Raw genomic sequence first — 12,799 nt, 5'->3', positions numbered from 1 at the left:
TAGATTAATAGAATGAACGGATATACATCATTAGGCAGATCTGCTCCATTAGTATTCCGGCCCGTATTCCCCGCCGGGATACAGGGTTGAGCTGTACAGGCGCTTGCTCTGCTTCAACGCAAGGCCCGGCCGTTTGCGCGACAGATCGAGCGGCCTTGTGCCATAGATCCAAGCCTTCTCATGATCATAGATGATCACCTGCGTGCAGCCGCTGCCCAGCAGATCTGCATGGGCAACATAACCATCCACGGGGAAAACGGCGACGGGATGCATATAACCATCGTAGATCGTCGGCATGACGCCGCCGCCCCGCCGATACGCTAAGATATAATCCAGCATCCCGTCATCCCAATGGCGAAGCGTCTCGATGATCGTCAGCCACCCGCTCGTCCGGCGGTCCTCCTTCCACACTTCACGTCCCTCGGCATCCAGCAGGAACATGCCGTCCTTGCCGCTGCCGCGGTTTCGGCCGTCGCCGCGGCTGATCCGATCAAGCCCGGCGATCTGCAATCCCGGCAGATCCTCGCGGAACCGGCCCAGCGCGATATGCTGCGATTCAATCGAACCCTCATATCGCCAGATCTCCCGCCCCGCCGCATCATACATCACCGTAACACTGCCGCCGATGACGATCTCCATGCCGCTCTCCGGATTGCCGTCCACATCGCCGATCCATACGCTGTCGGCGTGACCGGTCAGATCCTTGCAGCTCCACAGCTTCACGCCGTCATGATCGATGAGATCATATCCTGCCATAATCTCATCGCGGCCGTCCCCGTCAAGATCATATGCCCATGGATAATGGCCGGGATTGCCCTCATAGGTCCACAGCAGGTTGAAGTCCCGATCCAGCGCCCATAACTTGCGGTAGCGGTCCTTGAGGATGATATCCTGCGGGTACTCCAGCCCCCTTAGATTACAGATGAGGATGCAATCATGGGCTTCCTCACCAGGAAGGGGATAGGACCGTTTGAGTGAACCGTCGCGGCCGTCAAGGATCAAGAAGGTTTGGTTCATGACGCAGAGCACTTCGGGATAACCATCCCCGTCGATATCATAGATCTGTGCCGGATAATCCGATCCCGGACCGCCCGCCTGCTCATCGGGCTCACCAACCTGCCACAGGAGATTCCCATCCAGATCATAAGCGGTGAGACACTGCACCTGATGGGGGACATAGCGGTCATCGATGCCGCCGTCCGCCTGCACCATGACCATCTCCATGCGTCCATCAGCATCCAGGTCGCCGAGCAGCATCTTCGTCCGCACGCCGGCTTGACTGATATCGATCGTGCCGAGCAGGATCGGTTCACAGGGGTTCACATGCACAACCTCCGTCCAAGTTTAAATGAAAGCTGATTAGAAGGAATAGACAGTGCAGCGAGCGCTGCACTGTCCGTTATGAACTTATATAAGGCTGAACAGCTGACGAAGCGGGATTAACCATTCTTGGCTGCTTCGTACAGTTCGTTAATCTCCTTGATGTACTCTTCACCGCCGCTTCTCATCCATAGATCGATCGCAGCGTCGAATCCTCCATCATCGATCTGACCCACGATGTATTGGATGCGCGCGTCACCGATGATGTTGTCCAGCTGCTGACCGACGCGGCCGTAAACCTCGGAGACGAGCGGTTCAGCCGGGTTGCCGACGACGATCTTCTCGTTGGCTTCCCACACCTTATTGATCATCTTGTTGATCTCGGTTTCTTCATAGCCGGGCTCCGGCTCACCCAAGAACATCAGGAGCTGGTTGAAGCCTTCGATTTCTTTCTTTAAGCTTGCATCGAGTTCTCTCGGTACGACGTAGCCGTTAACCATGTCATAGTGACGTCCTTCGATGCCGTAACCGAGGAGCAGCTTCATCTCGACATCGTTCAGTTTGTCGAGGAATTCAAGCACACGATGCAGTTCCTCTTCCGTCTTCACCTTGGACTTGCTGATCACGAACATGCCGGACCAACCGGATGTCGGCAGATCGCGATGGCCCTTCGGACCTACCGGAGCCTGGAACACGCCGGTATACGGCTTATCTCTAGGCTCTTTGTCTTGCATGCTGTTGTTTAGACGGCGTGCGTTGTCCGCAACGTCTACGAATACTCCGCTCTTGCCGTTGATGAACGGATCGTTCCACACCGCCGGGTCCATGACCGCGAAGTCCTCGTTCACAAGACCTTCCTCATAGATCTTGCGGAAGAATTTCAGCGCTTCGCGATATTCCGGCGTCATGAAATCCGGGATCAGCTTGCCGTTCTCATCCTCGCCCCATTTGTTCGGCGCGCCGAACCACACCTGCATGATATCCCACGGACCGGTGTACTTCGTGATCGTCATGCCGTAGGTATCATCCTTGCCGTTCCTGTCCGGGTCGCCGTAAGTGAACTGGTACAAGATGTTGTAGAACTCATCAATGGTTTTGGCCGGCTCTAGACCAAGGTTCTCCAGCCACACCATGTTGTAAGTGACACCCATGCGGCCAAGGGTGCGGGCACGATAGACGCCGTAGATCTTACCGTCGATCGACGTATTGTTGAGAACCACTTCATGCGCTTGGCTCAGATTCGGATAGTCCTTCAAGTGCGGACCCACTTCCCAGAATGCGCCGTTGCGCGCAGCGCTGATCACGCTCGGATCCTTGCTTACGTTCATGATCGTCGGCAGGTCGCCGCTCGCCAGCGTGATGTTCATCTTATCCGGATAAGAACTGTTCGGAGTCCACAGAATCTCGAGCTCCGTATTGGTGTACTCTTCAAGCTGCTGCCATACCGGACTGCTCTTATCCGGCAGTTCCGTGCTGAACGCAGGAACCATGATGCTGAGCTTGAGCGGCTCTTCTTTGGGTTCCGGCTTAGCCTGATTGTTCGCGTTTGTTCCCCCTGTATCAGCAGTTGGCTGATTGTTATTGCTGCTGCTCGAACCATTGCCCGAACCGCCGGAGCATGCGGCAGTGATGACCATAATCACTGCGATGAGCAGAGCAGCTAATGGGCGGGACCAATGTTTCCCCTTCATGTTCAAGTGTCCTCCTTTATCGATATTGATATATTAGATAATCACCGGATGGTGATATCTAAACCAAGCCATAACCCTGCATACCTGCAGATTCGCGCAATATACTTACCGATTGCTCCATATTGATCGGATCAGCCCTTGATCGAACCGAGCAGGACACCCTTGGCGAAGTGCTTCTGCAGGAACGGATAGACGCATAAGATCGGCACTGTACCGACGACGATGACCGCCATCTTAATCGCCTGATCCGGCGGTTCGACGAATTCAGGATCCATCGCACTCATGTCGCCTGCAGCCATCTGGGATAACATTACGATCTCCCGCAGCATCACCTGGAGCGGCCACATCTTGTTGTCATTCAAGTACAGCAAGGCGGAGAAGAAGTTATTCCAGTGGCCGACGGCGTAGAACAAACCGAAGGTTGCGATGATCGGCTTCGACAGCGGCAGCACGATGCGCCAGAATACGCCGAAGTCTGAACAGCCGTCGATTCTCGCTGCCTCCTCCAGACCTGCAGGCAGGTTCTGGAAGAAGTTCTTGATGACGATCAAGTTGAAGGCGCTGATCGCTCCGGGCAGGATGACTGCTGCATACGTGTTCAGCAGGCCCAATTCCCTTACTACAAGGTACCCGGGGATCATCCCGCCGCTGAACAGCATGGAGAAGATCACCATGTTCATGAAGAAGTTGCGGCCCATCAGATCCTTCCTGGATAAGGAGTAAGCCATCGTCAAGGTGAAGGCCAGATTCGTCAGGGTACCTGTGACGGTGATGTACACCGAGTTCATGATACTTCTGAAGATCGTGTCAGAAGAGAAGATATATTGATAGGCATTTATCGAAGGATTTCTTGGGAACAGGAAGAACTTCCGCTCGATCAGCTCGACCTCCGTTGCAAAGGACCCTGCGATGATATACACGAACGGCAACACCGTAACCAGCGCGAATAAGGTCAGGAAGAAGTAGTTGAAGACATCAAAGACGCGTTCGCCAAAAGAATCATATTTGCTAGTATTCATGCCGGTGCTCCTCTCCCTATATAATTCCTTCATGGCCGAGCTTCTTCGCGAAGTAGTTACTGCCGTAGATCAAGATGATGCCGACTACGGATTTGAACAGTCCAACCGCTGTACTGTAGCTGAATGCTCCTTGGGTAATCCCGACAAAGTACACATAAGTATCAAAAACATCCGCCACCGACCGGTTCAAGGAGTTCGTCATCAGGAAGATCTGCTCGAATCCCGTATCCAGGAAGTTGCCGAGACGCAGGATGAGCAGGATAACGATCGTGCTGCTGATCGCGGGCAGGGTGATATACCATAACCGCTGCCATCTGGTAGCGCCGTCGACGATAGCTGCTTCGTACTGCTCCACGTCTACAGATGCCAATGCAGCAAGGAAGATGATCGTCCCCCAGCCAGTTTCCTTCCACATGATCTGCAGGATGATCAGCGGCCGAAACCATGCGGGATCTCCCAGGAAGTTGATCTTCTTGCCGACTATCAGCTGTATCAGTTCGTTGATGACGCCGCCGTTCGTCGTTAAGAAGACATAGGTCATACTCGCGACGATCACCATCGAGATGAAGTGCGGCACATAGATCGCCGTCTGCACGACCCGCTTGAAGATGCCGACGCGCACTTCATTCAGCAGAAGGGCCGCGATGATCGGCGCTGGGAAGAAGAATACGAGGTCATACACGGCCAGGATCAACGTGTTGCGCAATAATCTAAAGAAATCAGGGTTGTTAAAAAAAATGTCGAAAGTGCTCAAACCCAACCCATTTGCTCCCGAACACGCCTAAGAACGGACTGTAATCCTGGAAGGCGATGACGACGCCCCACATGGGCAGATACTTGAAGATGATGAAGTATACCAACCCAGGAAACAGTAAGATATACAGCCACAGATCCTTTTTGAATTTCGCCCACCGCGATTTCTTCTTCTTGATCTCGGGGGAGGAAGGGTGAGCCTGTTTGCTCTCTGCGATGTCCGAAACAGCATTGATTGTGGTATCCATCCGCTCTCTCCCATTCTGTCCGTCGTATTCAGCTCGTCTGCCCGCAAGCTGCTCGTAAGCTGCCCGCACGGTGAGCTGTTACTTTTAGTATGGGATGATGATGTGAGCGTTTTCAATTAGACAATTTTGCAAAGCAAAAAGCCTTGATAAACAAGGCTTTGCATGGGCTATGGTACTTTTTTGGACGGTGTTTCAATTTTTGCTCTGCTCAACCGCTTGCAGCGAAATCTCGCGGAATTGGCCGGGGGTAACGCCGACATGCTTCTTGAAGATCCGATTGAAGTACCGTTGCTGATAACCGACTTCGGCTGCGATCTCATTGATCCGTTTATTCGGATGCAGGAGCAGTTCCTTCGCCTTCTCGATCCGAATATTCGTGACATAATCAATAAAGTTCACACCCGTCGTCTGTTTGAACAAGCGGCTTAAGGTGTAGGAGTTCGTCCCCACCCGCTCCGCGCACTCGTCGAGGGAGATATCATTCATATAGTTCTCATGGATATAATCCACCGTTTGATCCACGATTTCCTTCAACTGACGACTGGCCCGTGACTCCCGTTCCTCTATGTAAGGGCGGATGACGCGTTTTTGCATCCAGGTCAGCATCTTATTGGGCTCGCGGATCTGCGAGAGATGTTCGAACAGATTTTCACCCTCATACAAACGAAAGATATTAATCCCCGACTGCAAGATCATATGCTGGATGCTGCCCAGAAGCTGCAGCATGCCTTGCTGGACATAGATCTCCGTATCCTGGCGCGCCAGCAGCTCGTCGAGGAACTGAGCCACGAGCTTCTCCGCTTCTCCCTGTTTGCCGCTTCGCAGCGCCTGCAGGATATCCTGTTCCTTGGCGAAGGGGTAGCCCCCCGTATCCTCGGCGATGGAGTCCGCCGGGATCTCGTCGATGCGGATAAACTGGTACTGATTAGAGAACTTGCGATAGCCCGAGAATCGCTCCACTTCCATATAGGCTTCCGGGGTCTCGCGCAGATAATCGATGGCGCGGGAGACCGTAATCGTCACATTCAAGCCGAGGAGCTTGTGGATCTGCTGCGCCGCACGGTCACCGAAGACGCGCAGTTTCTCCCGCTCCTCTTCATCGATATGGGAGAGCAGGAACATCGCCACGGACAGATCATGGAAGTTCATCACGCCGAATTGCTGGAAAGTCTCCGCCGCAAGCTCCTCGATGATATTGAAAGCCACGAAGGTCACCAAGGCTTCATCCCCCGCTGAGAAACGCCCCTTCAAACTGTCAAACCCCGTTAATTGGAAGCGCAGGATGTAATAGCGATGCTGATCGACTTTCCAGCCGTAGCGTTCCATCTGCCTGTGCAGATCCCCTTCCGAATAAGCATAAAGATGCCCTTGGATCAGCTGTAACAAGAAGCTGTTGCGCAGGTTATGCAGCTGTTCATTCAGCCGCCTCTCCAAGATAAGCCGCTGGTCGGCGAGACTGCTCCACTGGCTCTCGAGAAACTGGAATTCATCGAGCTTCTCCAGTTCCGTATCCGCATCAACCGTCATCTTAGTGAGCAGCCGGCGAATCGGCATATAGATCCAATTCGAGGCGACCCAGGAGAGCAAGAGACCCAGCAACAGGACCGACAAGCTGACGGTGATGATGATATTGGACAGCCTGATTACGGGGGAAGTGATCGCGGTGAGCGGTGCAGCGGAGACATAAGTCCAATCGCTTTCGATCCGCTTCATACTCCCATAGGAGACGGAATAGGTCATATCGCTCCAGTCCCACAAGAAGGTCCCCCGGCCTTCCCCTTGCCCGTTCTCCCTATGGGCGAGGATCGACGCTCGCAGCGCGTGATGCACATCCTGCCCGCCCTGCGGTGAATCGCTTGCGATGACATAACCGTCCCGATCCATCAAGAAGGTAATTCCTTCATTATACGGTGTCATCGTCTTCAGCAGGTTGACCAGTTTATCCGCCTTGACCGTGACCGTTAAGATCCCGAAACGGGGTGAGCTTTCGCCTGGTACTTTGTGCACGAGGCGGATCTTATTCGCTGCATAAGCATGCGGTGACGCTTCCTCCTGCGCGGCGATGTCCGCAAGCTCATACTGCCAGTAGACATGCCGCCGATCGCTGAGCAGCCCGCGGTATAGATCGATCTCCTCCTCCGTCGGAAGGCGGTATCCGGTACGGAAAAGCACCGGCTGTTCACGATCAACATAGAGGACCACGTCATCGATCAGCGGATGGGATCCCTGCAGGATGTTCAGCGTTCTGCTGATATCCCATGTTTCTTGGAAATGATAGACAAAGTCCAGATCCGCCAGTTCCCAGCCGAAGCGGGAATGAAAGGCCCAATGGGCCAGATCGAGTTCCAGATAACTGAGCTGATCATCGATATTCTTAACCCTTTGGTCGATCTGATTCTGGTGCAGGTCACTGAGATCCTGTTCGATCTGCGCTTTAGAGAACGTATAGATGAATATGCCTGTGATGAGACCCGGTATGCTTGCTGTCAGCAGGAACCAGATGAAACTCTTGCGGTAGAACGCTCCTCGCATGGAACTGCTCTTGGTCTTAGGACGCAGCACAAGATTCACCCCCCGGCGATTTTGAAGCGCTTACAACAGACGGTTACAACTGCCAGCCGGATCATCTATTTCTATCGATCGGCCGAATCACTGCATATTCATTACAACACCTCGCCGCGAGGTGCTCAATTGCACTTTTTTGCAGAGACAGGAAACCGTAGTATAACACGATATTCTGACCGCCGCTGTGAGATTCATGCAGGCATGAGAATCATGCTCTTCTTTTGCAGCGGGTATACTTTTTTGCAGCATAGTGAAGTATCTGCTATCCTGCTCGATATTTCAGACGATTCTGCTGCGAGTCAGGCACGCTTCTGCAATTGATCTCTGTACTGGCTTGGGGAATAACCGGACATCTTCTTGAACACTTGGCTGAAATACTGAACATTGTGAGGAAAACCGACCAGCGCTGCGATATCGAGGATCTTCAGATCCGCATTATGCAGCATATACTGCACAGCCTTCTCCATACGCACGCGCATGACATATCGGGAGAACTTCTCTCCGGTTTGTTTGAGGAAAAGCTTGCCGAGATAGTCGCTGTTCATGTAGAACACTTCCTTGGACAACTTCTGCAGGGACAGCGCGGGATCCGACAGATGCTCATGAATATAACGGATCATGCTCGCCACGATATCCGATGATTCACCAGCGTCCGTCCTGGCATCTCTGGTTCCGCGAATCTGCGTTCGTAAGCCCTGCCTCCGCATATCCCCGCGAAGATCGAGGCTCTCTGCGGCACTCACAGGGTTCACAGCTTCATTCAGCAGGCTCATCGCTTCCTTAAACATGCGTCTTAGATTGTGCACGTCGCCGAGATCCGTATAGACGGACATGAAGTTCAAACGATAATAACGCTTATAGTAATAGCGAATCATCTCGACGGAACGCGCCAGACATTCCAGGGAACAGTCATCAACCAGGAACACGAGCGTCGCCCCGACCATCGTATCCAGAGCCAGCAGTCCCTCTTCTCTGAATATGTCTTCTGCGATGTTCGCCAGCGCGAAGAGATATTCGGATTCCAAGCTCCTCTGCGGCTTAAGGAGGATCAAGCGGACGCTGTTCTGCCAGCCGTCCAGATTCAGCAGCTGCTTAAGCTGCACCCAATCGCGGAATCCATAGGTCTTGTTCGTGAGCAGTTCCCGCAGCACCTGTTGTTTGATATGCGGCAGATACCTCTGCAGGCTCAGCTCCGGCATCATCACATCCTTCACCATGATCCTTGGGCTCACCTCCTGATCATGCTCAGAATGGTTAACAACGTTGTTAATCTTGTGCAAAAAAGAAACACTTCTCCTCCGTCTATCCGATCGATCCCTTGCCTGATCCCTTTACTATCATGATAATCGATCCAACATCAGAGTTAAACCATTTTTATATGCGGCTTTGTGCTCATTATTACGACAAAGGGCAAAAAAGCTGTCCATAACACGCATGGCGTGTCTGGACAGCCGAATGCTCTCCGTGAATCCTATACGCGGATCATGACCCAGAATCGTTATCGTGAAGTATCGATCTTGCCTGCTCCCGCATTTTGCAGCACGATATTTTTGACATTCTGTACAGGATCTAATGTGTAACTGTACGGCGGCGTGTAGTTCACCGTCGACGTAGTCGGCATATTGCCAGTGCTGTTGATATACAGATTATTGACCACATGCCAGTAACCTTCTTCTTGGCTGTACATCGTGACGATCGGGTCCTTGGAATTCTCGAACACATTGTGCTCGATGCGAAGTCTTGCACCCATGCGCGAGTTAATGCCCGTATCGATGATATTATTGTAGTAATTGTTGAACAGATGACCTTGCCCGAAGCGGAACAGCGGACCGCGGGAGTTGATGTTCTCGAAGCGGTTGTGATGATAGGTGATCTTGCGGTCGTAGTTGTCGCTGTCAGAAGATCCTACGAGGGACGTCTTCCAGCTGTCATGGAGATAGTTGTAGGAGATGGTGATGTATTCGGCATTTTTCTTCACATCGAGCAAGCCGTCATAATAGTCCTTGTGCACATCCAAGCTGGCATAGATCTCGTTGTGGTCGATCCAGATATTGTTGGCCGGCCCTTCGATGCTGATGCCGTCCTTATCCCCTGTGTTCACATGGTGAATCTTCAGGTTCTGGATGATGATGTTGCTTGCCCGGGTGATCTTAATCCCGATGCCGTTCAGTTCACCGTACTTGCCTGCACCGAGGATCGAGACATCGCTGACATCCTTGACATTGATCTTGCTGTCCGATGAATTGCTCGGCGTGATCACTCCGTTCACATAGATGGTCAGCGGCGTATTCGGGTCTTTGTTCTTCAGCGCATTCTGCAGCTCGGTGCCCGTGCTGACGTACACGACCGTTCCGCCTTCACCGCCTGTTGTGCCGCCGTTCAACGTCGCGAAGCCCATATAGCCTGCCCAGCGGTTGCCGCTGCCGCCGCCCGAAGAGCCCTGCGGCGTTGCACCCGCCTGTTGGGAATGGCCGCTCTCTCCGGCAGCATTCACCGCGGTGATGACATAGTAGTAAGTCGTGCCATTGCTCACGCTGGTATCCATGTAATAGGTGTTCGTCAGCCCTGCTGCGATCTGGCTGTAGGGTCCTCCCGGAGAGGTCGAGCGCTTCACCTTGTAGCTGTCCGCATTGCCCACTGCAGACCAACTGAGGGAGACTTGTCCATTGCCGGCGCTGGCTTGTACCGATTCCGGAGGAGCAGGCACCTGCGGATCGGGATCTCCGGGATCGCCCGGATCACCAGGACCTGCGCCGCTGCCATCGTCGCTGACGACGATATCATCATATTTGACCTGGGTCTTGTATCCGACAAGACCAATCGCCCCATGAGTCAGGCTGTTGTCCGTAGCCTGCAGTTCGAGATTGCCGTTCACATACATCTTGATCGTATTGCCCGAGAGCTCCAGCTTCACCGTATACCAAGTTCCCGTCTGCAGCGCATACGACTTGCTGGCCAGATTCGTCGTGCTGCCATTCACCTTCTTGCGCAGCTCGAGCTTATTGCCCCCGGTCAGCGATGCGGCATAGTAGTTGTTGCCGTCCTGATAACGGCCGGCGAGGTATGCCCGGTTCGAACCGTTGAAGGACTCCACTTTCATCTTGGCTTCCACGGTGTAGTTGGTCCAGGACTGGCTGCCCGCGGAGGTCCTGCCTTCACTTGTGCTGGATGAATAATAGACATAATTGCCGTTGTCCGAGACGATGGTCCAATCGTTGTAGTTGCTCTGCGGCGTCCAGCCGTTGGCGTTGCCGTCATTGAAGTTGTCGCTGAACAGAACAGCCGCATGGGCTTGGGTCTGTGATGAGATCAACACCAAAGATGCGGCCAGCGCCAGACTTAGCACCATTGCGAACAATTTTCGCGGAATCGACATCGTCATCATGATTCCTCCTTTAATTTTTCACCTTCGTTCGTCACGCTTCTCCACATTCCAACCTCCCCCCGATTCGCTCACCTCCTGTCAATCTATCAATCTTCTTCCATTATAGGAAGATTTGATAGAGCAGAGAATTTAAATATCAGTGATCCTAGTTTCAAAAATCCGAGATCATCGCTCATCGATACACGATCTGCCGATGAAAAGTTGGTATTTTGCTGCCCATTCAGTTACATTAATAAGAGACCCTTCGTAAGAGCCCCTTAGGAATTAGACTTTAGGAATTAGACTTTAGGAATTAGACTTAGGTATAGGCTTAGGAAGAGACTTTAAGATGAGACTCGCAGCGGGGAACTCTTAAGAGCCTTGCCTTACAAGCATGAGGTTCTCATACGGGATTTGTTAAGTTAAAGGAGAGATGACGCCTTGCGGTTTAATTACATCCGGCCGATCATGCTGATCTTGGTCGCATACACGGCGAAGACCTTGAGCCAGACGATCGCGATGATGGCAGGCATGCCCGAATTACAAGCCGAGAACTTGGGCTATCTGATCATGATCATCGCGGGAGTGATCACGTTCATCTATTTCCGCAGACAGAGCAAACAGCGCCGTTAATAGTGAAGCGTGAAGCTATTATGAAGCTGAGCGATAAGGAGGGGCTGATGCCCGATCGGCAGGTTTTGTCCTAATAATAGGCAGGACCGAAAGTAAACGGAGAAATCTGATCGGGCATTTTTTGTTTTATATAGGATAAAATTCGCTAAAAAGGCTTCTTCCTATACCTGTATGAACCTGTTGGGCTGCCGCCTATTTTGTCTGTTGGAAGCTGAACCTGCCTGCGCCCGCACTGGGCACCAAAAAAAGCACGAGCGCATGCCTCGTGCTTCTTTTTTATAGTTCATGCTCGATTTTATGGTTCATGCTCGATCCGATCGAACTTGCTTCCCCGACAGCTCAATCGAACGCCGAACGAGGACGTCCATGGCATCGATGCAATATCGCGCGGTTTCTTCACTGAGCGGGATGCAGGACAATTCCGTGCATGCAAGGATGACGCAGTCGCATTGATGTTCCTGGACAAAATGGCGGACGATCGCTTCGACCTTCGCAACATCCGCAGCCAGCTCGCGCTTCACCTGATAGATGATGCCCATGATCTGATCTTGGATCTTCGGCTCCGGCTTGACAAGCTCCAGCCCCTTCGCCAAACAGCTCCGCTCATATACGCCGCTCAGGATCGTACCGTCCGTCGCCATGATGCCGATCTTGCTGCGTTCTCCGTAGGTTCTGCAGATCTCGTCCAACGTCTCCTCGACCATATTGATGATCGGCACGCGCGTCATCGCCTGCATCTCCTGATAGAAATAATGGGAAGTATTGCACGGGATCGCGATATGTCCGACGCCGGCGTATTCCAACAGCTCTAGATCCTGCCTCACCGCTTCCAGGAAGCGCTCCCTCTGCCCATTGAGGATCACCTCCGTGCGATCCGGCAATGATGCGTGATTCAATATGATCATATCGAGGTGTTCCTGGTCCCGATTCGCAGCTGTACGCTCGATCACCTTATCGAAAAATACAGCCGTCGCCTTCGGGCCCATCCCTCCGATGACACCCAAGCGTTCGTATGCCACGTTAAGACCTCCAAGATCTAGATTCAAGGGCGTTGCTGCACCGACTTGCGGCCGCTGTCCTGAGCAGCATCCCTTAGAACATGCCGCTCCGCAGGGCAGCCGGCCGGATGCCTGCCGCGCACTGCGGAGTCAAGCCTATGGATAGGCAAGTATGGCGCTGTCCAGAAGACAGCGCACCATCTCATAA

At 52.8% G+C, this 12,799-nt stretch carries 8 protein-coding genes and 3 pseudogenes; 1 reads left to right on the top strand and 10 read right to left on the bottom strand.

All coding sequences use genetic code 11. The features are described from left to right. Positions 1–48: 48 nt before the first annotated feature. The 8 genes and pseudogenes from PRECH8_RS05860 to PRECH8_RS05825 all read right to left on the bottom strand — a co-directional run. Entirely contained in the window at positions 49–1,257 is a 1,209-nt protein-coding gene (locus PRECH8_RS05860; RefSeq protein ID WP_242457458.1) for a rhamnogalacturonan lyase family protein, read from the bottom strand. A 182-nt stretch (positions 1,258–1,439) separates the two neighbouring features. Next, positions 1,440–3,011: an extracellular solute-binding protein gene (locus PRECH8_RS05855; RefSeq protein WP_200966162.1), complete on the bottom strand. Its 1,572-nt coding sequence runs from the start codon at positions 3,009–3,011 to the stop codon at positions 1,440–1,442. Between the two features lie 131 nt (positions 3,012–3,142). Next, positions 3,143–4,030 (bottom strand): carbohydrate ABC transporter permease, encoded by an 888-nt coding sequence (locus tag PRECH8_RS05850; RefSeq protein ID WP_200966161.1) that lies wholly within the window; start codon positions 4,028–4,030, stop codon positions 3,143–3,145. Between the two features lie 16 nt (positions 4,031–4,046). Further along, positions 4,047–5,031, bottom strand: a pseudogene (locus tag PRECH8_RS05845) (ABC transporter permease). Between the two features lie 192 nt (positions 5,032–5,223). After that, a complete protein-coding gene (locus PRECH8_RS05840; protein ID WP_200966160.1) occupies positions 5,224–7,593 on the bottom strand; it encodes an AraC family transcriptional regulator in 2,370 nt (789 codons plus the stop codon). Between the two features lie 302 nt (positions 7,594–7,895). Continuing rightward, positions 7,896–8,828 carry a helix-turn-helix transcriptional regulator gene (locus tag PRECH8_RS05835; protein WP_207161772.1) on the bottom strand — a complete coding sequence of 311 codons (933 nt, stop codon included), beginning with the start codon at positions 8,826–8,828 and terminating at the stop codon, positions 7,896–7,898. Between the two features lie 266 nt (positions 8,829–9,094). Beyond that, a pseudogene (locus tag PRECH8_RS05830) lies at positions 9,095–9,991 on the bottom strand (pectate lyase family protein); the annotation flags it as partial. Positions 9,992–10,378: 387 nt separating this feature from the next. Continuing rightward, positions 10,379–10,945, bottom strand: a pseudogene (locus PRECH8_RS05825) (LamG-like jellyroll fold domain-containing protein); the annotation flags it as partial. Positions 10,946–11,401: 456 nt separating this feature from the next. Here PRECH8_RS05825 and PRECH8_RS05820 point away from each other — a divergent pair. After that, positions 11,402–11,593 (top strand): hypothetical protein, encoded by a 192-nt coding sequence (locus tag PRECH8_RS05820; RefSeq protein WP_200966158.1) that lies wholly within the window; start codon positions 11,402–11,404, stop codon positions 11,591–11,593. A gap of 302 nt (positions 11,594–11,895) precedes the next feature. Here the strand turns inward: PRECH8_RS05820 and cuyB are convergent, their stop codons facing one another. After that, positions 11,896–12,612, bottom strand: coding sequence for a cysteate racemase (cuyB, locus tag PRECH8_RS05815; RefSeq protein WP_200966157.1), 717 nt, complete (start codon positions 12,610–12,612; stop codon positions 11,896–11,898). Between the two features lie 23 nt (positions 12,613–12,635). Continuing rightward, a complete protein-coding gene (locus PRECH8_RS14610; RefSeq protein ID WP_276569092.1) occupies positions 12,636–12,761 on the bottom strand; it encodes a hypothetical protein in 126 nt (41 codons plus the stop codon). Positions 12,762–12,799: the final 38 nt, after the last annotated feature.

It is taken from the genome of Insulibacter thermoxylanivorax (genome assembly GCF_015472005.1).
GTDB lineage: Bacteria > Bacillota > Bacilli > Paenibacillales > DA-C8 > Insulibacter > Insulibacter thermoxylanivorax.
This window is presented reverse-complemented; position numbering and strand designations above follow the sequence as displayed.

What these genes read in the sequence shown, in the direction of transcription:
- PRECH8_RS05860 (WP_242457458.1), bottom strand. Translation starts at nt 1,257, where the DNA reads ATGCTGCTCGGCGACCTGGATGCTGATGGACGCATGGAGATGGTCATG.
- PRECH8_RS05855 (WP_200966162.1), bottom strand. Translation starts at nt 3,011, where the DNA reads ATGAAGGGGAAACATTGGTCCCGCCCATTAGCTGCTCTGCTCATCGCA.
- PRECH8_RS05850 (WP_200966161.1), bottom strand. Translation starts at nt 4,030, where the DNA reads ATGAATACTAGCAAATATGATTCTTTTGGCGAACGCGTCTTTGATGTC.